General features: G+C 63.0%; 28 protein-coding genes. 10 read left to right on the forward strand and 18 right to left on the reverse strand.

The features are described from left to right. Positions 1-4 precede the first annotated feature (4 nt). A complete protein-coding gene (locus ACSQ3Z_RS30775; RefSeq protein ID WP_436174981.1) occupies positions 5-709 on the reverse strand; it encodes a TIGR02281 family clan AA aspartic protease in 705 nt (234 codons plus the stop codon). 13 nt (positions 710-722) lie between these two features. Further along, positions 723-956 (reverse strand): DUF1289 domain-containing protein, encoded by a 234-nt coding sequence (locus ACSQ3Z_RS30780; protein WP_006205202.1) that lies wholly within the window; start codon positions 954-956, stop codon positions 723-725. A gap of 160 nt (positions 957-1,116) precedes the next feature. Between ACSQ3Z_RS30780 and ACSQ3Z_RS30785 the strand changes: the two genes are divergently transcribed. Then, positions 1,117-2,115, forward strand: a complete 999-nt coding sequence (locus tag ACSQ3Z_RS30785) for a nicotinate-nucleotide--dimethylbenzimidazole phosphoribosyltransferase (RefSeq protein ID WP_436174982.1) — start codon at positions 1,117-1,119, stop codon at positions 2,113-2,115. 1 nt (position 2,116) lies between these two features. Here the strand turns inward: ACSQ3Z_RS30785 and ACSQ3Z_RS30790 are convergent, their stop codons facing one another. Then, positions 2,117-3,637, reverse strand: coding sequence for a sensor histidine kinase (locus ACSQ3Z_RS30790; protein WP_436174983.1), 1,521 nt, complete (start codon positions 3,635-3,637; stop codon positions 2,117-2,119). Positions 3,638-3,712: 75 nt separating this feature from the next. Between ACSQ3Z_RS30790 and ACSQ3Z_RS30795 the strand changes: the two genes are divergently transcribed. The 4 genes from ACSQ3Z_RS30795 to ACSQ3Z_RS30810 all read left to right on the forward strand — a co-directional run bounded on the left by ACSQ3Z_RS30795 (position 3,713) and on the right by ACSQ3Z_RS30810 (position 6,341). Next, positions 3,713-4,336 (forward strand): thermonuclease family protein, encoded by a 624-nt coding sequence (locus ACSQ3Z_RS30795; protein ID WP_436174984.1) that lies wholly within the window; start codon positions 3,713-3,715, stop codon positions 4,334-4,336. A gap of 55 nt (positions 4,337-4,391) precedes the next feature. Then, complete coding sequence (locus tag ACSQ3Z_RS30800) at positions 4,392-5,003, forward strand: glutathione S-transferase (protein ID WP_436174985.1); 612 nt, start codon at positions 4,392-4,394, stop codon at positions 5,001-5,003. 18 nt (positions 5,004-5,021) lie between these two features. Then, positions 5,022-5,639 carry a uracil-DNA glycosylase family protein gene (locus tag ACSQ3Z_RS30805; protein WP_436174986.1) on the forward strand — a complete coding sequence of 206 codons (618 nt, stop codon included), beginning with the start codon at positions 5,022-5,024 and terminating at the stop codon, positions 5,637-5,639. Between the two features lie 210 nt (positions 5,640-5,849). Next, the gene (locus ACSQ3Z_RS30810) at positions 5,850-6,341 is read left to right on the forward strand and encodes an Lrp/AsnC family transcriptional regulator (protein ID WP_006205209.1); all 492 of its coding nucleotides are present in this window, start codon (positions 5,850-5,852) and stop codon (positions 6,339-6,341) included. 53 nt (positions 6,342-6,394) lie between these two features. Here the strand turns inward: ACSQ3Z_RS30810 and ACSQ3Z_RS30815 are convergent, their stop codons facing one another. The 13 genes from ACSQ3Z_RS30815 to moaA form a co-directional block, all read right to left on the reverse strand. Further along, complete coding sequence (locus ACSQ3Z_RS30815; protein ID WP_436174987.1) at positions 6,395-6,964, reverse strand: DUF3299 domain-containing protein; 570 nt, start codon at positions 6,962-6,964, stop codon at positions 6,395-6,397. Positions 6,965-7,010: 46 nt separating this feature from the next. Next, entirely contained in the window at positions 7,011-7,592 is a 582-nt protein-coding gene (locus tag ACSQ3Z_RS30820) for an N-acetyltransferase family protein (RefSeq protein WP_436174988.1), read from the reverse strand. After that, positions 7,552-8,256: a DNA alkylation repair protein gene (locus ACSQ3Z_RS30825; protein WP_436174989.1), complete on the reverse strand. Its 705-nt coding sequence runs from the start codon at positions 8,254-8,256 to the stop codon at positions 7,552-7,554. The genes ACSQ3Z_RS30820 and ACSQ3Z_RS30825 overlap by 41 nt, the downstream gene beginning before the upstream one ends. Positions 8,257-8,265: 9 nt before the next feature. After that, positions 8,266-9,135, reverse strand: a complete 870-nt coding sequence (locus ACSQ3Z_RS30830) for an NAD(P)-dependent oxidoreductase (protein WP_436174990.1) — start codon at positions 9,133-9,135, stop codon at positions 8,266-8,268. Between the two features lie 111 nt (positions 9,136-9,246). Continuing rightward, complete coding sequence (locus ACSQ3Z_RS30835; protein WP_436174991.1) at positions 9,247-10,077, reverse strand: ABC transporter permease; 831 nt, start codon at positions 10,075-10,077, stop codon at positions 9,247-9,249. Further along, positions 10,074-10,787 (reverse strand): ABC transporter permease, encoded by a 714-nt coding sequence (locus ACSQ3Z_RS30840; RefSeq protein WP_006205215.1) that lies wholly within the window; start codon positions 10,785-10,787, stop codon positions 10,074-10,076. The genes ACSQ3Z_RS30835 and ACSQ3Z_RS30840 overlap by 4 nt, the downstream gene beginning before the upstream one ends. 119 nt (positions 10,788-10,906) lie before the next feature. After that, positions 10,907-11,689 (reverse strand): ABC transporter substrate-binding protein, encoded by a 783-nt coding sequence (locus ACSQ3Z_RS30845; protein ID WP_436174992.1) that lies wholly within the window; start codon positions 11,687-11,689, stop codon positions 10,907-10,909. 213 nt (positions 11,690-11,902) lie between these two features. Then, on the reverse strand, positions 11,903-12,409 hold the full coding sequence (gene mobB, locus ACSQ3Z_RS30850; protein WP_436174993.1) for a molybdopterin-guanine dinucleotide biosynthesis protein B: 507 nt from the start codon (positions 12,407-12,409) through the stop codon (positions 11,903-11,905). After that, positions 12,406-13,032 (reverse strand): molybdenum cofactor guanylyltransferase MobA, encoded by a 627-nt coding sequence (gene mobA / locus ACSQ3Z_RS30855; RefSeq protein ID WP_436174994.1) that lies wholly within the window; start codon positions 13,030-13,032, stop codon positions 12,406-12,408. The genes mobB and mobA overlap by 4 nt, the downstream gene beginning before the upstream one ends. Before the next feature lie 49 nt (positions 13,033-13,081). After that, the gene (locus tag ACSQ3Z_RS30860) at positions 13,082-14,002 is read right to left on the reverse strand and encodes a DMT family transporter (protein WP_436175192.1); all 921 of its coding nucleotides are present in this window, start codon (positions 14,000-14,002) and stop codon (positions 13,082-13,084) included. Between the two features lie 121 nt (positions 14,003-14,123). Continuing rightward, entirely contained in the window at positions 14,124-14,480 is a 357-nt protein-coding gene (locus ACSQ3Z_RS30865; RefSeq protein ID WP_436174995.1) for a hypothetical protein, read from the reverse strand. 115 nt (positions 14,481-14,595) lie between these two features. Continuing rightward, positions 14,596-15,069, reverse strand: coding sequence for a hypothetical protein (locus tag ACSQ3Z_RS30870; protein ID WP_436174996.1), 474 nt, complete (start codon positions 15,067-15,069; stop codon positions 14,596-14,598). 76 nt (positions 15,070-15,145) lie between these two features. Continuing rightward, positions 15,146-16,141, reverse strand: a complete 996-nt coding sequence (gene moaA / locus ACSQ3Z_RS30875; protein ID WP_436174997.1) for a GTP 3',8-cyclase MoaA — start codon at positions 16,139-16,141, stop codon at positions 15,146-15,148. A gap of 198 nt (positions 16,142-16,339) precedes the next feature. Between moaA and ACSQ3Z_RS30880 the strand changes: the two genes are divergently transcribed. Further along, the gene (locus tag ACSQ3Z_RS30880) at positions 16,340-16,693 is read left to right on the forward strand and encodes a gamma-butyrobetaine hydroxylase-like domain-containing protein (RefSeq protein WP_006205223.1); all 354 of its coding nucleotides are present in this window, start codon (positions 16,340-16,342) and stop codon (positions 16,691-16,693) included. Between the two features lie 70 nt (positions 16,694-16,763). Continuing rightward, on the forward strand, positions 16,764-17,375 hold the full coding sequence (locus tag ACSQ3Z_RS30885; RefSeq protein WP_436174998.1) for a pyridoxamine 5'-phosphate oxidase family protein: 612 nt from the start codon (positions 16,764-16,766) through the stop codon (positions 17,373-17,375). A gap of 154 nt (positions 17,376-17,529) precedes the next feature. Here ACSQ3Z_RS30885 and ACSQ3Z_RS30890 read toward each other — a convergent pair whose 3' ends face one another. Then, complete coding sequence (locus tag ACSQ3Z_RS30890) at positions 17,530-17,982, reverse strand: MarR family winged helix-turn-helix transcriptional regulator (RefSeq protein WP_436174999.1); 453 nt, start codon at positions 17,980-17,982, stop codon at positions 17,530-17,532. Between the two features lie 47 nt (positions 17,983-18,029). Here ACSQ3Z_RS30890 and ACSQ3Z_RS30895 point away from each other — a divergent pair, with 47 nt between their 5' ends. Continuing rightward, positions 18,030-18,941, forward strand: a complete 912-nt coding sequence (locus ACSQ3Z_RS30895; protein ID WP_436175000.1) for an alpha/beta hydrolase — start codon at positions 18,030-18,032, stop codon at positions 18,939-18,941. A gap of 3 nt (positions 18,942-18,944) precedes the next feature. On the opposite strand, the gene ACSQ3Z_RS30900 is transcribed toward ACSQ3Z_RS30895, so the two are convergent. Next, positions 18,945-19,340: a rhodanese-like domain-containing protein gene (locus ACSQ3Z_RS30900; protein WP_436175001.1), complete on the reverse strand. Its 396-nt coding sequence runs from the start codon at positions 19,338-19,340 to the stop codon at positions 18,945-18,947. Positions 19,341-19,391: 51 nt separating this feature from the next. On the opposite strand from ACSQ3Z_RS30900, the gene ACSQ3Z_RS30905 reads away from it, so the two are divergent. Next, positions 19,392-19,607, forward strand: a complete 216-nt coding sequence (locus tag ACSQ3Z_RS30905) for an SDR family oxidoreductase (RefSeq protein ID WP_436175002.1) — start codon at positions 19,392-19,394, stop codon at positions 19,605-19,607. A 212-nt stretch (positions 19,608-19,819) separates the two neighbouring features. Next, positions 19,820-21,703 (forward strand): L,D-transpeptidase family protein, encoded by a 1,884-nt coding sequence (locus ACSQ3Z_RS30910; protein WP_436175003.1) that lies wholly within the window; start codon positions 19,820-19,822, stop codon positions 21,701-21,703. Positions 21,704-21,717: the final 14 nt, after the last annotated feature.

A 21,717-nucleotide genomic window follows, 5' to 3' on the forward strand; every position in this document is an offset into this window, starting at 1 on the left:
GATTTCAGTCCCTGAGGATCATCCGGTCGCCGCGCACGTCGAAACCCGACAACGAGCTGATGAAGTTCATGCCGAGCAGGGACTGGCCGAGCATGCCGGGCGCCGCGATCATCACCGGCATGTCCTTGCGCACGATGCCGCCGATCGCCACTTCGTCGGTCTTCACGGCGGCGGCGCGTGCCATGCCGTTGGCGGTCGAGACCGGTATGGTGAAGTTGAGGGCAGCAGGGTTGAAGCCCGCAGCCTGAGCGTCTTCCGCCGTCAGCACGATGCTGGTCGCGCCGGTGTCGACGACGGCGCGGATCGGTGCGCCATTGATCATGATGCGGGCTTCGAAATGGCCAGTGTCGGCCTTGTCCAGCGTCACCGTCGCGTGGCCGTCTTCCACGCCCAGCGCCAAGGGGCTGCCGGGAACGAAGCCGGCGGTCACCCGGCTGGCAATATCCTGCAGCTCGTAGCGGTACTGATAGCCGGCGATCAGCGCCAGCGCGATGACGGCCCAGGTGCCGAGATTGCGGGCCATATCGCCCAGTGACCGGCCTGAGCGAATGAGGCCGGCGCCGATCAGCGCAGCGATCGCGCCAAGCCAGATCAGCCGGCTGAAATCATAGTTTTCGACACCGAAAGTGCTGCCGGCCGAATCGTTGATCATCAGCAGGATCAGTCCCGCGCCGATCACGACCATCACTATCCAGAACAGTCGGCTCATTGGCTTTGCCGTCTCACGAGAGCACATCGCGCTCGCGCGCCATGCGCGTGCGGCGCGTTTCCCGGCGCGGTCGCCGCTCGACCGTTTCCAGCCTTGCTGGCAATTCGGCCATGACGCTGCGGCGCGTTTCCGGGGTCATACCGATCCAGGCGCCGATTTCCTCGCGCGTGCGGCCACAGCCGAAACAGAAGCCGGTTTTCATGTCGATCGAACAAACCAGGATGCATGGGGATTCGATGGCCGTCATGATATTCTCTTGCGTTACCTCCACATGGTGCAACGCCAAGGCCAATGCAAGCCCTCGGGATTGCGCCCTCGGCGAGCGTTTTCACGGCAAGACCGAAGGTTGTGCCGGCCGGGGAAGGCGGCTATGCCGCTGACCAGCTCCAGCAACGATCGCCACCGACATGACCAGCGCACTGCCTTTCGACGATTTTCGCAACCTGCTGGCAAACCTGCCGCCGGCCGATGCGCAGGCCGAGGCGCGTGTCCGCACACTGTTTGCCAAGGCCGACAAGCCCGGGGGATCGCTTGGCCGTGTCGAGGACATCGCCGCCTGGCTCGCCGCCTGGAGTGGCCGCGCCCCGCCGGCGGTGAACCGGCCTTTGGTCGCGATCTTTGCCGGCAACCATGGCGTCGCCCGTCACGGCATTTCGCCGCGGCCGGTGGCGGCCACCGCCAATGCCGTCGAGCTTTGTGCGGCCGGGGGTGCTGCGATCAACCAGATCTGCATCGCCAATGATCTAGGCCTGAAGGTTTTCGACCTCGCGCTCCATATCCCCACCGAGGACATCACCGAGGACGCCGCACTCGACGAGCGCGGCTGCGCTGCCACCATGGCCTTCGGCATGGAAGCGATTGCCGGTGGCAGTGACCTGCTTTGCCTCGGCGATCTTGGCGTCGGCAATTCCACCGTCGCCGCCGCCCTGTGCGCCGCGCTGTTCGGCGGCGGCGGCGCCGACTGGGTTGGAGCGGGATCGGGCGCCGATGCCGCAATGCTGGCGCGCAAGGCCGAGGTGGTCGACACGGCGCTTGCTTTCCATGCCGACGCCTTGCGCGATCCTCTCGAGGCCTTGCGCCGGGTTGGCGGCCGCGAGTTCGCGGCAATAGCCGGTGCCATCCTGGCTGCCCGCATGCAGAAGATCCCGGTGTTGCTCGATGGATTTGCCGCGACCGCCGCGGCAGCGGCGTTGCATGCCGCCAACAGGGCTGCGCTCGACCATTGTCTTCTGGCCAGCCTGTCGCCGGAGACGGGGCACGCAAAGGCCGCCGAACGGCTTGGCCTTCGGCCGCTGCTCGACCTTGGCGTGAGCCACGGCGAAGGGGTAGGGGCCGCACTCGCCGCCGGTCTGGTCAAGGCCGCCGCACTCACCAGTTCGGGTATGGCGGCGGCTGTTCGAAACTGATTCAGCGCCTGCGCGCGGCGACCGCCTTGGTGGGCAGAGCCGGCAGTTCCTCCATCACCCGGCTGAACGGGAAGATGGCGATCGCCTCGGTGCCCTCGCGCAGCTTGGAATGAAGCTCGAACTCGCCGCCATGCATGGCCAGCAGGCCCTGCACGATCGGCAGACCGAGCCCGGTTCCCTGTTCAGCGCTCTTGATGGCGATCGAGCCCTGGCCGAAGGCGGACAGCACGATCGGAATCTCTTCTTCCGGTATGCCCGGGCCATTGTCCTTGACCGAGATGTATTGCCCGCCGCCGGCAGTCCATCCGACGCGCACGCGGACCTCGCCGCTGGATGCGGTGAATTTGATGGCGTTGGACAAGAGGTTGAGCGTGATCTGCCTCACCGCGCGCTCGTCGGCAAACAGGCGCGGCAAGGTGGTTTCGAAATCCTGGACGACGCGGATGTCCTTGTTGCGCGCCTTCAACTCCATCATGTGGCAACAATCTTCGGCGATGCTGAGCAGCATCACCGGTTCCTCGTTGAGCTGGTAGCGGCCCGCCTCGATGCGGGAGAGGTCGAGGATCTCGTTGATCAGGTCGAGCAGATGCTGGCCGGACTCATGCACGTCATGGGCGTAGTCGCGGTAGGTCGGGTTGCTCATCGGCCCGAGCACCTCGTTGGCCATCACCTCGGAAAAGCCGAGGATGGCATTGAGCGGCGTTCTGAGCTCATGGCTCATCGAGGCGAGAAAACGCGACTTGGCCAGATTGGCATCCTCAGCCCGCCGCCGCGCTTCGTCCGACATCGATTTCGCCGTCTCGACCTCGGCGATCAAAGCGTCCTTTTCGGACCGGAACGACAAAAGCATCACTGACGAACGGTTGAGATTGCGCGCGACATAGATGAAGAAGGGCAAGGCTGCGACCAGCAGCGCGGCCATGATCACCTCGATCGGCATCCAGAACCGTGCGCCGGCATAGGCATAGACCGCCACAGGAACGGCAAAGGTCGCCAGCAGGGCGCCGCTCAGCGACGAGGCCATGACGGCGGTCGCCGCCATGGCAACCAGCAATACCATCGCCTTGACCACCTGGAACTGGTCGATCTGGCAGGTTGCGCAACCGAGCCAGGCGAACCAGGCCCAGCCGAGGCCGCATAGCGAGTGGCCGATCAGGAAATCCCTTTGCTTTCGCGACGGGTCGAGTTCGGACGCTTCCGCGCGTTCGACGCGACGCGCCATGAACGAAACGACGGTGTAGCAGATGAGCATGAACAGCGCCCAGACGGCGATCTGCTTGTCCATTCCGGTAAGCAGGCCTGCTGCCGCGATCGCCAGCACAAGCAGCGGAATCGCGATCACTCCACCCATCATCGAGCGAGCGTGCAGCTTCAGGAGTTCGCGGTCGAAGTCGAGATTGCCGGCCTGCTGCGAGAGACGGTCACGCGTCCTGCGCACCGCGCGCGCCACATCGCTGTTGCGATGCGGTTTCCTGCGGTCCACAATGAATTTGTCCGCTGTGTTCGAGCGTAGCAAAGGCATGGTAACTTCGATTTATGCGCGCAGCGATTTCAATTCGTTAAGCTACGTTCGAATGATTAAGAGACTGTTTGCCATATGAGCCGTTCGTGGTCGCCGAGGCCGCGCCGGCGCTATGCTCCGGCGCCACCGCGAAGCCTGTGGCGCCGGCTGCTGGACTACGGACTGACGGTCATCCTCCTTGGCTTGCTGATCCTGCTGGCGGCGCGCCTCGACCGGTTCGAGACGCGCAAGGCCGAGGGTGCGGCCATCGTCAATGACGGCGATTCGATCACGCTCGGCAGCGAGCGCATCCGCATGCGTGGCATCGACGCCCCGGAATACCAGCAGACCTGCCACAAGGACGGCGCCGACTATCCCTGCGGCAAGCTTGCGCGCCAGTCGCTGGTGCGGCTGATCGCCGGCAGGCCTGTCTCCTGCAGCGGCTGGCAGCGCGACCGCTACGGCCGGCTGCTTGGCGACTGCAAGGCCGGGAGCACGGATCTCAACCGCGCGCAGGTCGAGGCCGGCTGGGCGGTCGCCTATGGCGGTTTCGAGACCGAGGAGGCCGGCGCCCGCGCCGGCAAGACCGGAATCTGGGCCGGCAGCTTCGACGAACCGCAGGACTGGCGCGACACCCACGGCCACGAGCCGGTCGAAAGGAAGCACGGCACGCTCGCCTCGATCGGCGACGCCATGCGTGAGTTTTTCCGCTTCCGGTGATACCCAACAGGCGCATGAACCCTATAGTTTGTCAGGACCAATCGGGAGGGATGGAATGAAACTGTTCGACGGCGGGCGCGCGCCCAATCCACGCCGGGTCCGCGTTTTCCTCGCCGAGAAAGGGATCGAGGTTCCTTTGGTGCCCGTCGATATGGGCGCGCTTGGGCACAAACAAGAGCCGGTCAGCTCACGCAACCCACTGCGGCGCCTGCCGGTGCTCGAACTCGACGACGGCACCATCATCACCGAATCCGTCGCCATCTGCCGCTACTTCGAGGAACTGCATCCGGAGCCGGTTCTGTTCGGGCGCGGCGCGCTCGGCAAGGCCAAGGTCGAGATGTGGCAAAGGCGCATGGAGTTCAATCTGCTCAGTTGCGTAGCACAGGCCTTTCGCCACATCCATCCGGCGATGAAGGAATGGGAGATCCCGCAAATCCCCGAATGGGGCGAGGCCAACAAACCGAAAGCGATCGAATTCCTCAAACTGCTCGACGGCGAATTGGCGCAACGGGAATTCGCCGCCGGCGACGCGTACTCGATCGCTGATATCACCGGCTTGATCGCCATCGATTTCATGAAGCCGGCGCGCATCAAGGTGCCGGACGAATGCGCCAACGTGCTGCGCTGGCATCAGGCGATCTCCAGCCGGCCAAGTGCTGCTGCGTAGGGTTCTGTCGTGGACCTGATGAGCGAAGATCTGGAACGCCTGACGGCACGGGTCCGTGCCTGCCGCATCTGCGTCGAGCACCCGCTCGGCCGGCCGCTGTCGCACGAGCCGCGTCCGGTGCTGCGGCCGTCGTCGACCGCCCGCATCCTGCTTGCCAGCCAGGCGCCGGGCACCAAGGTCCACATCACCGGCATGCCCTTTACCGACGCCTCCGGCGACCGGCTGCGCAGCTGGCTCGGCGTCAGCAGCGAGGAGTTCTACGACACGGAAAAGTTCGCCATCGTGCCGATGGGTTTTTGTTTTCCCGGCCAGGACGCCAAGGGCGCGGACCTGCCGCCGCGGCGCGAATGCGCGCCGGCATGGCGCGTGCCGTTGATGGCGCTGATGCCGCGCATCGAACTGGTGCTGACGATCGGCATCTACGCGCAATCCTGGCACATGGGCGCCACGCGCCGTTCTTCGCTGACCGAAACGGTGAAGGATTGGCGCTCGATATGGGATGCCCCGGGCGGCCCAAAAGTGCTGCCGCTGCCGCATCCGTCCTGGCGCAACTCCGGCTGGCTGAAGCAGAATCCATGGTTCGAAATGGATTTGCTGCCGTTCCTGAGGTCGGAAATCCGCTATCGCCTTGTTTAGTCATCTTGCAAGAAATCACTCGCTTTTGCGGCAGTTGGGAGAATTTCGTTCTTGTGAAAGCCCCGGATAAAAGGGAATATAGCCAAACTATTCCCCAAAGCGCGTCGCGCCTGAAGGGAAGCCGTGACGCGCTTTGAATTCTTGTTTTTCTGCATGTCGTTATCCCAAAACCGCTGCGCACTTTTGGGCGACATGCATCAGGAGCATCCAATGGACCGCCTTGACAGAAAAATCCTTCGCCTCCTGCAGGAGGACGCGACCCTCGCGGTTGCCGATGTCGCCAAGAAAGTCGGCCTGTCGACGACGCCATGCTGGCGGCGCATCCAGAAGCTTGAGGAGGAGGGCGTCATCAAGCGGCGCGTCGCCATCCTCGATCACGAGAAGGTCAATGTGCGCGTCACCGTCTTCGTGTCGATCCGCACCAATTCGCACAGCCATGAATGGCTGCGGCGTTTTTCCGAGGTCATCCAGGAATTCCCGGAAGTGGTCGAGTTCTACCGCATGAGCGGCGACGTCGACTATCTGCTTCGCGTCGTGGTGCCCGACATCGCCGCCTATGACGCCTTCTACAAGCGGCTGATCGCCAAGATCGAGATTCGCGACGTGTCGTCTTCCTTCGCCATGGAGCAGATCAAGTACACGACCGAAATCCCGCTCGACTACATGGTGCTGGATAAGGAATCGGGCGCCAACGCCGCCTGATCATCAAGCCTTGTGTGATCCATTCGCTCGAAGATCACACGAGTTCGTTCCACTTACTTCTTCTTTTTGTTGAGAAAACTCCAAGGCGAGTTGACCGGCAGCGTCACCGTGTCCGGCACGGTGTCGACGCTTGCCACCTCAGCCTTGCGCACGGTGTAGCCCGACTGGATGACCGAGACGCCGTCGAGGATGAAAAGCTGGCTCTTCTCCATGCCCGGCTGCAGCGTGCCGGTGACGGAAACCGGCCGATAGGCTTCCGACATCGTGTAGGGATGGGCTGGCGTGACCAGCACGATCTGGTTCGGCGGCGGCGTCGGCATGTGGCTGCAGGCGCCCGTCCATGGCACCAGCAGGAACTGGTAGACGAGGTCGCCGTCGCGATCGACCGGAAGTGCATAGCCGGCTAGCTGAACGGTCTTGTCCTGCAAATTGATGGACAGCGTCTCGCCGTGGTCGGGCAATTTTGCCGCGATCATCGGCAGGCCGGCGTCTTCGGCGATCGCTTGCGTCGCCGGACGCAGGTCCTTCCAGAATATGTGCGCGGTCTCGGCCGAGGCATCGGCAGCAGTGGATACAAACAACAGAGCAGCGAGCGCTGCACCTAGTTTGAGACGGTTGCTCATCGGCCGCTTCCTTTGGCTCCAAGTAAAGACGCCGCCCGCAATGTCGTCAACGCTCGAGCCGCATCACATGTCTGCGAGATCCGGCCGTGCCGGTCTCGCGAAATCCGCGCGCCAAGAACATGTCGCGAAAACCCATGAAACTGTAGCTCGGCGATGCCTGGTCGACCGGATAGGCCTCGATCGTGCCGGCGCCCTTGGCGAAGGCATGATCGATCGCCGCGTCGAGCAGGGCGCCGGCGAGGCCGCCGCCGCGCAACGCTCTAGGCACATAGAAGCAGACGATCGACCAGACCGCGGTCTCGCTGTCGTCCTGCTGGCGCGACAGCTCGCGATAGGTCTGGCGTGGCGCGACCGAGCACCAGCCGACGGTCCTGCCATCGGCCTGGGCAAGAATGCCGACCGGCGTGCCGACCTCGACAAGCGCCATAATTGCTCGTTTCTTCTCGTCGTTGTCGACATGCTCGCGGCTGGAGAGGTTGCGCCACGCCATGCACCAGCAATATTTCGGCGCGCCGGGCTGCTCGAACAGAGTCTCGAAGTCGGCCCGCGTTTCTCGCGTTACTTCGACAAAGCGGATCCTGGCCGCGTCAGCCTTTTCTGGCGGCGAGCCGCTCGAGCGTCTTGGCATCGGAAAGTTCCCTCACCGCGTCCTTGCCGATCCAGCGCGCCGTCTTGTCGGTCGACCGCGCCAGCCGTTCGGCGACAGCAAGGGCGGCGCCGTGCATAGCCATGGATCGTTTGCCGATCGAACGAAGCGCCCAGTTCACGGCCTTCTTCACGAAATTGCGGTCGTCGGTGGCATGCGCTTCAATGATCTGCAGGAAGTCGAGGAAGGTCGTCTCTGGCTCTTTCTTTCGGTGGACGACCGACCAGGCCATCATGGCAAAGGCCGTGCGTCGAACGAACTCCCGTTCGTCGGCTACGAACGCGTCGATCAGGTCCCTCCAGCACTCCGTGTCGACGAAGAGATCGGAAACACCGTCGACGATATCCCACGAGTCAAAAGACGCCGCCCAATGCCTTGCATCCGCTGCAGGGAACCGCTTCGGGTCGGCCGTAACGGAAGCGATAAACTGCGCCTCCATGATACCGCTCTGCCATAGCTCGAAGGCACGTTCATGGTTGCGCTTGATTTTCTTGGCAATCTGCCGCTGCGCACCGTGCGGGATGCCGAGCGCTCGGTCGATCTTGATGCCATAGCGCAGCATGCCACGGCGGTTCTCCTCCGAGCCGATCGAACGCAGATGCTCTACGATTTCATCGGCGCTGGATTGGGGCGAAAGCTCAACCACCGCTAAGACCTATTTCTCCAGGCGCGCCAGCAGCGAAGACGTATCCCAGCGCCTGCCGCCCATCGACTGCACATCCTTGTAGAACTGGTCGACAAGCGCCGTCACCGGCAGCTTGGCGCCATTGCGGTCGGCCTCGGTCAGGCAGATGCCGAGATCCTTGCGCATCCAGTCCACGGCGAAGCCGAAATCATATTTGCCGGCATTCATGGTCTTGTGGCGGTTTTCCATCTGCCATGAGCCTGCGGCGCCCTTGGAGATCACCTCGATGACCTTCTCGATATCGAGCCCGGCCTTCTTGCCGAAATGGATGCCCTCGGCCAAGCCCTGCACCAGCCCGGCGATGGTGATCTGGTTGATCATCTTGGTGAGCTGGCCGGCACCTGCTGGTCCCATCAGCCCGACCATGTGGGCGAAGGCCTCGATGACGGGTTTTGCCCTGTCGAAGGCTGGCTGTTCACCGCCGACCATGACGGTCAGCACGCCGTTTTCGGCGCCGGCCTGACCGCCGGAGACCGGCGCATCGAGGAAGGAAAAGCCAAGCGCGTCCGCCTTCTCAGCCAGTTCGCGCGCGACCTCGGCCGACGCGGTGGTGTTGTCGACATAGACAGCGCCTTTCTTCATCGCCTTGAAGGCGCCGTCGGCGCCCGTCGTCACCGAACGCAAATCATCGTCATTGCCGACGCAGGAGAAGACGAAATCCTTGCCCTCGGCCGCCTCAGTCGGCGTTGCGGCAAAACGGCCGCCATGCTGGCCGACCCATTGCTCGGCCCTCGCCGTGGTGCGGTTGTAGACGGTGACGTCGTGGCCGCCCTTGTTGCTGAGGTGCCCGGCCATTGGGTAACCCATGACGCCAAGACCGAGAAATGCCACCGATGCCATAGGCCTACCTTCCAGCGGAAACGAGAATTTGCCGTGGAACGTCTAGGCCATGCGGCGGATTCGTCAAGATGCTGACACCGGCAGTGCCTTGGGCCTAAATCCGGAAACGCGTCAGCGTTTAAGGTGGATTGTGATCCGGCGTTCGATCCATTCGATGCCATGACGCAAGATCTCGACAATCACCAGATACACCACGGCGACCCAGATATAGGCCTGGATATCGAAGGTGCGGGAGTAGGTAAGCTTTGCCATGCCCATCAGATCGTACACGGTGATGATGGCGACGATCGCGGACGCCTTGATCATCAGGATAAGCTCGTTGCCATAGGGCCGCAGCGCGACGACCAACGCTTGCGGCAGGATGATCTTCCACAACGTCTGCAATTTATGCAGGCCGAGCGAAGCAGCACCCTCCCACTGGCCCTTCGGTACGCTTTCGATGGCGCCACGCAGGATTTCGGCCTGATAGGCAGCCGTATTCAGGGCAAAGGCAAAGACGCCGCAGTTGAATGCCTCGCGGAAAAAGCCCCACAGCCCGACCATTTCGAGTTGCGGCTTGAACGATCCGACCCCGTAATAGACCAGGAAGGCCTGGACGAGCAGCGGCGTTCCGCGGAAGAAATACACATAACAATAGGCAAGGCCGGACAGGATCCGGTTCTTCGACATGCGCGCATAGGCGACCGGAAACGACAGGATGGCGCCCAGCACAATCGAGATGCCGACCAGCGAAAGCGTGACGCCAAGGCCTTCTACGTAGCTTGGGCCATACTTGGCAAAGAGCTCGCCGTTCCAGGCCCAAGCCAGATAGGCGACGATGCCGCCGCCGGCGGCAATCCAGACGAGTATCAGCACATAGCCGATGATGCGTGAACGCGGCCAGCCACGCGCTCGCGGCGGAGGCCGTTCTACAGCGGTCTTGGCGTCGGCCACAATGCTCATCGCCGTGCCTCCCGCCGGCTAAGCGAGCGCTGTATGGCGCCGGTAGCCAAGGATGAAACGACCGCCAGGATAAGAAACACGACCGCGGCCACGCTGAAGAACAGGAAGGTGTGTTTGGTGACGCGTGCGGCCACGCCGGCTTGACGCAGAGTCTCAGCCAGGCCGACCACCGACACCAGCGACGTGTCCTTGAGCAGGCTCAGCCAGCAATTCTCCAGGCCTGGAAACGCGATGCGGACCAACTGCGGCAAGATCACTTTGCGCATCGTTTGCCCGTATGAAAGGCCGACAGCGTAGCCGCCTTCATATTGGCCCTTGGGGATGGCCCGGAAAGCCGAAAGAAATACCTCGCTGGCATAGGCCGAAAAGATAATGGCAAGCACGATCATGCCGGCGACGAAGGCGTTAACGTCGATGGTCGCCTCGGGCCTTACCAATCTGATGAGATATTGCAGGATCAGCGGGCCGCCGAAAAAAAACAGAAACAGCGTCACCAGTTCGGGCAATCCACGGAAGATCGTCGTGTAGATGTTGGCGGCGATGCGCAGCGAGGGCTCCTCGGACTGTTTGCCCAGCGCTATGAAAAAGCCGATCGTCAAACCGATTGGAAGGGTTGCCAGCGCCAGAAGAACGGTGACGGCGGCACCAGAGACGATGTCGTCAAGCCAGCCATCCGGTCCCCAACTCAGAAGCGTCCAAACGCTCAGCATCCGCTCGCCTGTTCTCCCAAATGCCTTTGGAGAGTCACGCCGCTGCACCCCTCGTGCCCGGCCTGTTCTTGCAAGAACGGCGGGACTAACCCGCCGTTCTCTGGATCAGAAGGCCGCGATCAGGAATCGCCGCCGTAGACGTCGAACTTGAAGTACTTGTCGTTGATTTCCTTGTATTTTCCGTTGGCGCGAATGGCGTCAATCGCGGCATTGAATTGGTTGACCAGGTCGGTCTCGCCCTTGCGCACGGCAATGCCGGCGCCCGGACCGTGGATTTCAACGACCGGCTTGATCGCACCGATCAGCTTGCAGCAGGCGCCGTCAGGCGAATCCAGCCACTGCTGCAGCACGACGATGTCGTCATTGGCGGCATCGAGGCGACCATTGGCGAGATCGAGCTGGTATTCCTGCGCGGTCGGATAGGGCTTGACCGTGCTGTCGGTGTAGATCTTGGTCGAATAGTTGAAATGCGTGGTCGAAGCCTGCACGCCGATCGTCTTGCCGGCCAAATCTTCCTTGGTCACGCCCTTGAGGTCGCTGTCCTTGGGCGCAACGATGGCCGGTGGCGTGTTGTAGTATTTGTGGGTGAAGTCGACCTTTTCGGCGCGTTCCGGCGTGATCGACATCGAGGCGACGATGGCGTCGAACTTGCCGGCTTGCAGCGCCGGAATGATCCCGTCCCAATCCTGGGCGACGAAGGTGCACTTCACCTTCATCTCATCGCAGAGAGCCTTGGCGATGTCGATGTCGAAGCCGACGAGCTGCCCGTCGGAAGTCAGGTTGTTGAATGGCGGATAGGCGCCCTCCGTGCCGATCTTCAGGGTTTTTTCCTGAGCCTGGGCAACGCCCAAGGTCAGCAGCGCAGCCGATGCGGCGAGCGCGATACGCAATGCAATACGCATGATGATCCTCTCATATTGTCCCGGCCGCTGTTCCATGCGGCTCTGAGGGCGGTGCTTTTGACCGCCCGCTGGCGGCGATACTCCCACTCTTTCCCCGAAAAAAGCAACTGCAAAACAGTGGCCTCGGGGATTTGCATTCCCGGCCAAAGATGACGCAGGGTTAGAACCAGGAAACAAGATTGGCGGCGGCTGAACGATGTTTTGCCGGCCCGTTCAGCGCTTCAGGCCTGCGATGCCTTCGACGAAGTCGGCTATCGATTTCACGTCGTCGAGATCGAACACCGGCAGACCTTCTCCATCGGCCGCGAAGTCGGCAGCGATTGCGACGATGTTGGGATCGCTGTCCGCAAGCGGGGTGCGGTCCTTGGCCTCCAGACGCCGCGTTTCAATCTTCTTGTGCGCCTCGCGCTTGTAGCCTTCGATCAGCACGATATCGGAGGGCGCTAGCCGCGACAGGATGGCGTCCAGCGTCGGCTCGTCTTCGCCGCGCAATTCGTGCATCAGCGCCCAGCGTCGGCCGGACACCACCGCGACCTCGGTCGCGCCGGCCTGGCGGTGACGAAAGGAGTCGGCGCCTTCCTTGTCGATGTCGAAATCATGATGGGCGTGCTTCACCGTCGACACGCTCCAGTTGCGCCGCACCAGTTCGGCGACCAGCTTTTCGGTCAGGGTGGTCTTGCCGGAATTCTTCCAGCCGGTGATGCCGAAGACGCGTCTCATGGTTCGATGCTCTGCAACAGACGCTCGGCCGCCGCAAGGTCATCGGGCGTGTTGATGTTGAAGAACGGATCAATCTCGTGTTCGCCGGAATTCCACATCGGAAACGCGACCTCGACAAAGCCATGCCGTTCGATGAAGGCGGAAACCCGCCGGTTGTCCTCATCGACCAGGAACCGGCGCAGGGCGTCGTGCAGACCAAGCGGCCAGAGCGCGAATGTCGGATGCCGCTTGCCGCCCGAACTGGCGACGGCGATCGCGCCAGGATGGTCAGCCGCCGCGGCGGTCAACCTATCGACCAGGTCCTCGGGAAGGAACGGCGTATCGCCGGCGGCGGTGACCACCCCGTTACAACCCATGGACGCCCATTCCAGGCCGGTCAGGATCCCGGCAAGCGGTCCCGCGTAGCCTTCCACCGTATCGGCAAGCACCGGCAGCCCGAACCTGGCAAAGCGCATCGGATCGCCATTGGCGCTCAGCGCCATCGGTCCCACCTGCGGAGCAAGACGGGCGACGACATGGTCGAGCAGCCTGCGGCCACCCAGCACAAGCAGCGTCTTGTCGCCGCCGCCCATGCGCCGCGATTGGCCGCCGGCCAGAATGATCCCTGCAATGTCCCGGTCCATGGTCCGCCGTCTTCTGTTCAGCCCGAAAATCGCGGGGTCTCGGGACGATCTATATGCCGTCCGGCGCCATGTCAGGTCCAGCGCTTTCGGCGGCGGTTTGTCGCTTGCCGACGACCCGTTCGCGGTAGAGCGCATAGAGCCCGGAGCCGACGATAATCGACGCGCCGACGATCATCGGCAGGTCGGGGATGTCGCCGAAGACGACCAGGCCGAGCAAGATCGCCCAGAGCAGGGCGGTGTAGCGAAACGGCGCGATGAAGGCGATGTCGCCCGACCGCATCGCCATGATGATGAATTGGTAGCCGATAAGTACGAGCACTGCTGCAAGCGCCAGCAGCACCGTGGCTTTGCCTGTCATCGGCGTCCAGCCGCCCATCGGCGAAAGCAGTGCCGCCCCCAGCACCGTCATGGCCAGCGCCGTGGCGGTCGACACCAGCAAGGTCGGGATCGCCTGCGGGACGCGCTTGGTGGCGAGGTCGCGCACCGCGCAGCAGGCAACGCTCGCCAGCGCCAGCAGCGAATAGACACTGAACCCTTCGAAGCCCGGCCGCACGATGATCAGCACGCCGGCAAAACCGACGGCAATCGCCAGCCAGCGCCGCCAGCCGACGCCCTCGTTGAACACAAGTGCCGCCCCCATCGTCACCGCCAGCGGCAGCGCCTGCAGCACGGCCGAGACATTGGCGATCGGCAGATGGGCAAGGGCGAGGAGGAACGACACCGTGGCGCCGGCCTCGCCGGCGACGCGTAGAGCCACCATCGGCTGCAGCATCGAGGCCGGCCGGGCCAGCGCGCCGCGCTGCCAGGCAAGCAGGCCGACGAACAGAGAAGCGAAGGCGCCCCGGATCAGCATGACCTGCGCCATGTTCATCGATTCCGAGGAGAATTTCGTGATCGCGTCGTTGAGGGTGAAGCCGACCATGGCCACCACCATGAACAGCGCGCCGCGAAGATTTGGCGAAAGAGGCAAGGGCATCACTCGTTGTGCTTCGGATCAGCCTGTATCAGCCGGCCGCGAAACAGCAACGTCAAAAGGACTGGGCCACGGCTTTGCGCCGTGGCCCACATATCCGCCCAAAGACCAGCAAAACTTACTTTGGCGTCAGCACCTCGGTGCCGTTGCCGTCCTTGCCGGCGATGGTCCACAGGCCGTGCAGAGAGCCGTCCTTCTCCACCTTGTAGACGACGAGGCCGATTTCCTTGCCCATCACGTAGCCGGCGGAAAAGGCATTGTCGTTGCGCATGCAGATGCCGTCCGAGGACGAGCCGCCCGTCTCCCAATGGATGGTGCAGGTCGTCCCGCTGGTCAAGGTGATGGTTGCCTCGCCGCCATAAGCCGAGCCGTCGAAATTGGTGCCGGCAACCGTATAGGTGCCGCCGATCGACTGCGCCGACGCCGGGACAGCAGCAAGGCCGAGCAAGGCAAGCGAAAGAATGAATTTGCGCATGTTGTAATCCCCCTTCTAGTGAAAACCGCTAGAGTCGGAGGCTAGGGCGGAACGCTCTGCCGGTAAATCAGGTCGCGGCCTTGGATCTGATAATTTTGCGGTGTGGCCGAGATGCTCACGGTCCCTTGAGGCTGTCCGCAATAGCGCCCACGAGCGGATCATATTTCGCCTTCAGGGCTGGCGGATAATCGATCCAGACCGTGCGAATCACGCCGTCCTTTCCGAACAGGCGGCGCTCGTAGAAGATTGTCTCGCCCTTGATGCCGGACAACACCGCCCAGTCCTTGCCGGTCTTGCTGTAGGTGATCTTGTAGCCTGGCTCCTTGCTGGCTTTCTCGGCGGCGACAAAGCCCTTCGGCGTGTCGTCGTCGATATTGAGGATGCCCGAACAGATCAGGCTGGCACCGTCGGGCGAGCTCCATTGCTGCCCGTCGCCATTCTCCGGCTCGGCTTCCCGAATGCTGAATATCTCGTCGGGAAAGGTGCAGACGGTGCCGAAGCGCGCGTTGACGTAGGTAAAGGAGGCCGCGACTGCAGCGGTTGCTGTTATCGTCGCCAAAGACGCCATGATCGAAAAGAGCCGCCGCATGTCTTGCCTCGAAACCGATGACCGGCCTCGAAACCGATGACCGGAAGGCAATCCTTGCACGAAATCGCCAAGAAAATCAGCCGCCGGTCACGCTCATGTGCCGCGATACCGAGGGACGACTGGTGCGGCGGTCGATGATGAAATCATGGCCCTTCGGCTTGCGGCCGATCGCCTCGTCGATGGCGTCGGCCACCAGCTCGTTGCCTTCGGACGCACGCAGCGGTGCGCGCAGGTCGGCAGCGTCTTCCTGCCCGAGGCACATATAGAGCGTTCCGGTGCAGGTCAGCCGGACGCGATTGCAGCTTTCGCAGAAGTTATGCGTCATCGGCGTGATGAAGCCGAGCCTGCCGCCGGTCTCGGCGACATGGACATAGCGCGCCGGGCCGCCGGTCTTGTAAGGGATGTCACTCAGCGTGAACTGCCGCTCGAGCGAGGCGCGCAGCAGCGACAACGGCAGATACTGGTCGGTGCGGTCGGCATCGATCTCGCCCATCGGCATGGTTTCGATAACCGTCAGGTCCATGCCACGGCCGTGCGCCCAGCGCATCATGTTGGGCAGTTCGGCGTCATTGAAGTCCTTCAGCGCCACCGCGTTGAGCTTGACCTTCAGCCCGGCAGCCTGCGCCGCGTCGATGCCTTCCATGACCTTGCCAAGATGGCCCCAGCGGGTGATCTGGTGGAACTTGTCGGCATCGAGCGTATCCAGCGACACGTTGATGCGCTTGACCCCGCAATCGGCGAGCTCGGCCGCGAAGCGCGACAGCTGCGAGCCGTTGGTGGTCAGCGTCAGCTCTTCCAGCGCGCCGCTGTCGAGGTGGCGCGAAAGCTGGCGCACCAGATGCATGATGTTCTTGCGCACCAGCGGCTCGCCGCCGGTCAGGCGCAGCTTCCGCACGCCCTTTTCGATGAAGACGGTGCAGAGACGGTCGAGCTCTTCCAGCGACAACAGATCCTTCTTGGGCAGGAAGGTCATGTCCTCGGCCATGCAATAGGTACAACGGAAATCGCAGCGGTCGGTGACCGACACGCGCAGGTAGCTGATCGTGCGACCGAATGGGTCGATCATGTCCATGTTCAAGCGTTTCCGTGGCCGTGAGCGGCGTCGTTATATACAGCTATGTGATACGATCCGGCCTTTCATTCAAGATAGCCGGTCTTGATCTTTGGTAACATTCCGCGACCGACATCGCATGTCGGCTGCCTGCAACGGCCTTTTCGCGTGTGGCGAAGCAGCGTAGGGAAGGGCGGACGTAACGCAGGAACGATCAGCATGACGGCGCCGAAGGAACTCCGGGTCTCGAAAGACCGCAAGCTGCTCACCGTCACCTTTCCGGATCACCGGCCGTTCGAGCTGCCGGCGGAATTGCTGCGCGTCGCCTCGCCCTCGGCCGAAGTGCAGGGCCATTCGCCGGACCAGCGGGTGACCGTGCCCGGCAAGCGCAATGTCGCGATCCTCAAGATCGAGCCGGTCGGCAATTATGCCGTGCGCATCACCTTCGATGATTTCCACGACACCGGCATCTTCACCTGGAACTATCTGCATACGCTCGGTCATGAGAAGGAAGAGCGCTGGAGCGCCTACCTCGCCGAACTTGCGGAAAAGGGGCTCAGCCGCGACCGCTAGTTTCATGCCGCTGTCGTCATGGCGTCATCGATCTGGAGTAGCGCCGGCAAAGGTTCGGAGACGAAAAAACATGTCCGTCATCACCACGGTCGAACAGCTCGAAGCCCTCTATGGCCTGCCCGGCGAGGCCTCGATGGTCAAGGAACTCGACCATGTCATCCCCGAATACGCGGCTTTCATCGCGGCTTCGCCTTTCGTGTCCCTCGCGACCAGCGGACCGGAGGGACTGGACTGCTCGCCGCGCGGCGATCTCGCCGGTTTCGTGCGCATCCATGATCCAAAGACGCTGATGATGCCGGACCGGCGCGGCAACAACCGTGCCGATTCGCTGAAGAACATCATTCGCGATCCGCGCGTCGGCCTGCTGTTCCTGGTGCCAGGTTCCGGCACGACGTTGCGCGTCAACGGCCGCGCCCACATCACCACCGATGCCGCGCTGTGCGCCTCGTTCAGCGTCGACGGCAAACCGGCTCGATCGGTCACCATCATCGATATCGATTCGGTCTATTTCCAGTGCGCCCGGGCCATCGTCCGCTCGGACCTGTGGAACCCGGCAAGGCATGTCGATCCGAAGTCGCTGCCGACACCCGGCCAGATCCTGGAAATCACCAGCCGCAAGAACATCGACGGCGAGGCCTACGACAAGGAATGGCCGGAGCGGGCGAAGAAGACGATGTGGTGAGTGAGCCCCGACCGACGTGTGTTGGGATTCAGGTCAGGCCGAGCCGAGAAGGGTGGTTTCCGAGAACGGAGCGCAGCGTACTTGAAGCACGTGAGCACCGGAAGCGCAGGAAACCGCCGTTTGCAGGCCGACTTCACCTGAATACCGACACACGTCACGCGTCCTTCAGCACCTCATAGATCTTGCGCATCTGCTCGCCGATCAAGTCGCACTGCTCCGGCGTCGACTGGCTCATCGCTTTCTCGATCAGCGCCATATGGATCTTCAGCGCCTGCATCAGCAGGGCCTCGCCCTCATTGGTCAGCGTCAGCCGCAGCACCCGCTTGTCCTTCTCGTCGCCTTCGCGGCGCAGCAGGCCGCGCGTTTCGAGCTGCGGCAACAGCATGGTGATGTTGGAACGGCCGACCAGGAGCTTGCGGGCAAGATCGTGCTGCGACATGCCGGGATGGCGATAGAGGTTCATCAGCACGTCGAGCTGCGCCGGCTTGAGATCCAGCGGCGCCAGCTTCATCGCCAGCGTACGCTCCAGCACATGGCAGGCGCGCGCCACCGCGACCCAGTTGCGAAAACGCGGGTTGTCCCAAGGCAGCTCTTGCTTAATGTTCATGTTTGAACTATTATGTTCATGCTTGAACGAATGGATGGATCGCCACTATGGCATCATTTGGATTGAAGGTCATCCGGGGGGTGTTCGGCGCTGCCGAGCATGTGGCACCGCGTCTCAGCGGCCGCGCCGCGTTCGAATTGTTCTGCCGCACGCCCAACGTCAAGGCTCTCAGCGACGGCGAGCGCCGCGCCGTCGATCGCGCCGCCGCCTTCATGACCGAGGCGCGCCATCACCGGCTGAAGACCAGGACCGGCTGCGTCATGCTGCATGAATTCCGGCCCGAGCCAGGCAGGGCGGCTCAAGGCACCGTGCTTGTCATCCATGGCTGGCGCTCACGCACCGAATATATGCGCGCGTTGATCGAAGGCTATCGCAATGCCGGCTACAGGGTCGTCTCGCTCGACCTGCCGGGCCACGGCCAGTCGCAAGGCCGCCGCCTGAACATGGTCAACGCGGTCGATGCGGCGCGGGTTGCCGGCGAATGGTTCGGCCCCTTCGCGGTGATCGTTGGCCATTCCTTCGGCGGCGCCGTCGCCGCCAACGCCGTCGCCGGTTCCGTCAAAGGTGTCCAGCCGGTGGCGGCCGAGCGGCTGGTGCTCATCGCGGCGCCGAGTTCGCTGCCGGCGATCTTCGACGACTTCAGCCGCATGCTCAATGTCGGCCCGCGTTCGCAGGTCGCCATGGCCGACCGGGTCGAAAAACTATCCGGCCGGCCGTTGCGCGAATTCACCGGCGATCGTCAGCTTTCCCAGGCGCCGGTGCCGACGCTGGTCATCCACGCGCCCGACGACCGAGAGGTCTCCGCCGATCATGCCAGGCGCTATGCCGGCGCCGGCGATCATGTCAGGCTTCATTGGGCAGACGGGCTTGGCCACCGTCGCATCCTCGCCGACAAGGGCGTGGTCGAGCGCGCCGTCGGCTTCGTTGCCGGCGAGCGCGAGCCGGTAGCTCTGCACTAAATTCTACTTCTTCCTTTGCCCGGGCTCGACCGGCAGCCCGGCCGCCTTCCAGGCGGTGTAGCCGCCGAGAATATGCTTGACCGGCGCAAGCCCCATGTCCTGCGCCGTCTTGGTGGCCAGCGCCGATCGCCAACCGCCGGCGCAGAAGAACACGAAACTCCTACCCGTGGCGAAGAACGGCTTGTGGTAGGGGCTTTCCGGATCGATCCAGAATTCCAGCATGCCGCGCGTGACATGCTTCGCGCCCGGGATCTTGCCGTCGCGCTCGACCTCGCGGGGATCGCGCAGGTCGACGAAGACGGTGCCTTCGTCATCGAGCAACCCGGCCGCTTCCTCCGGCGACATCACCTCGATCGCGGCATTGGCCTCGTCCAGCAGCTCGCGATATCCTTTTTTCACCGCCACGTCCTTCCCGACCGCTCGTTTTCGGCCAACGGGATTTCCAGCACAATGGCCGGCATTTGTCACGCAGGGTCGGCGCCGGCCATTGCCTTCCATGCCGCTATTGCTCCGGCTGCCGTGAGCGAGCATCAGCGGCGGAAGATGGCGACTCCCCGATTCGGCAAGGCCGAGGAGATCGCCGGCATGGTCGCCTGGCTGGCGGGGCCCGAGGGCCGATTCGTCACCGGCGCCGCGCTGACCATCGATGGCGGCGCCAACGCCTGACGCAACCCGGTTTCAACCGGCCGGAGCAGACACGAATTCGCTCCGACCGTCACAAACTTGTGAAACGGTTCTGCAACAGACCCCTCGAAATTTATGGAAGCTTAACGAAATCGGTATGAATCGGTATAGTCGCGCCTTACATCCGCCATGCGGTTGGCAAGATCGTCTAGCGGCGCGGAACGGGAGCCGGTTGCAACCGGAGCGGGTGATCCATGAATATCTTCGGAAACAGAGCCGCCGTAATGCCGCTTGCGGTCGCGGCAACGCTGGCCATTGTCGTGCCGCAAGCCAGCGCGCAGGGCCTGTTCGACATGCTTTTCGGCGGGGGCGTTCGCCATAATCCGCAAGGCGAGTTCCCGCCGCCACCCAAATACAAGCCGAAGCCAAAACCCGATACCGGTGGCGGTGGCGGCACCAGGATCAGCGGCCCATCCTATTATACCTACAAGGCCGACCGGCTGGTGCGTGTCGACTTCGCCGCGCTGATGCCGAAACCGCAGCCCGCGGCACCGCAGGACGCCGCATTCGTGCCGTCCGTCACCGGCAATGCCTTCGCCGAAGCGATCGCCGGTCTCAGCGACTATGAGCTTTATGCCGAACCGGATATCGCCAAGGCGCTGATCGCCTATTACTCGGCCAATCCGGATTTCATCTGGGTAAGCGGAACTGCTCCCAACAGCCGCGCGCAGGATGCGGTGCGGGTGCTTGGCGAGGCCGCGAGCTACGGCCTGACGCCGGCCGACTATACGGTCGACGTTCCGGCCGCCGCCGCGGCGTCTGCCACTCCCGACGAGCGCCTGAAAGAACTCGTCCGCTTCGAGATGGCGCTGTCGGCACGCGTGCTGCGCTACGCCCATGACGCCCAGAGCGGCCGCGTCGACCCCAACCGCATGACCGGCTACTATGATTTTCCGCCGAAGCCGCTCGACATGGAAGGCGTGCTGAAAACGCTCGCGCATACGCGGGAAGTCCGCACCTATCTCGAATCGCGGCATCCGCAAAACCCTGAATACCAGGCACTGCGGGTCGAGTTGGAAGCGCTCCAGGCCAGCGAGGAGAACGAGATCGTCGTCGATCCCAAGCTCTTGCTGAAACCCGGCGAAACCAGTCCTGAACTGCCGAAGCTGCTGACGTTGATCGCGCGCAATCTCGACGACGAGATGGGCGGCGACTATGGCGAGGTGCTGGCCAGACTCGGCAAGAGCGAGATCTATGACCCCGAGCTGGTGCCGGTCATCAAGGCGGTGCAGAAGCGGGCCGGCATGAAAGGCGACGGTGTCATCGGCCCGCGCACGGTCGCGTCGCTCGCCGGCACGTCCAAGGCCGACAAGATCGGGAAAGTGGAGGTGGCGCTGGAGGAACTGCGCTGGCTGCCTTCCGACCTCGGCAGTCCGCGCGTCTTCATCAACCAGCCGGCCTTCACCGCAAGCTATATCGACAATGGCGAGGTCAAGCTGAAGACCCGCGTGGTCATCGGCCGGACGACCAACCAGACCGCCTTCTTCTACAAGGAGATCAAGCAGGTCGATTTCCATCCCTACTGGGGCGTGCCGCAATCGATCATCGTCAACGAGATGCTGCCAAGGCTGCGCAACGATCCGGGCTATCTCGATCGCGCCGGTTACGAAGTCACGGATTCGCGCGGCAGGCGCGTCCCGTCATCGGCGGTTAATTGGGGTGGCTACGGCGCCAACATCCCCTACAGCGTGCGCCAGCTGCCAAGCGAAGCCAATGCGCTCGGCGAGCTGAAGATCCTGTTCCCCAACAAGCACGCCATCTACATGCATGACACGCCGCAGAAGTCGTTCTTCGAGCGCGACATGCGCGCGCTCAGCCACGGCTGCGTCCGGCTGCAGGATCCGCGCGGCATGGCGGCTGCGGTGCTCGGCACCTCGGTCGACTATGTCGTCGAGAAGCTGAAGCACGGGCATTCGACCGAGAATGTGACGCGGACCATCCCGGTCTATGTCGCCTATTTCACCGCCTGGCCCGACATGTCCGGCAACGTCGAATATTTCGGCGACGTCTACGACCGCGACACAAGGCTGATGCAGGCGCTGGACGCGACCGAGGCGGTTCGCTCACCGGCGAGCTGAAGCCTGTCTCGATA

It is taken from the genome of Mesorhizobium sp. LjNodule214 (assembly GCF_964252735.1).
In the GTDB taxonomy this organism is placed as follows: Bacteria; Pseudomonadota; Alphaproteobacteria; order Rhizobiales; family Rhizobiaceae; genus Mesorhizobium.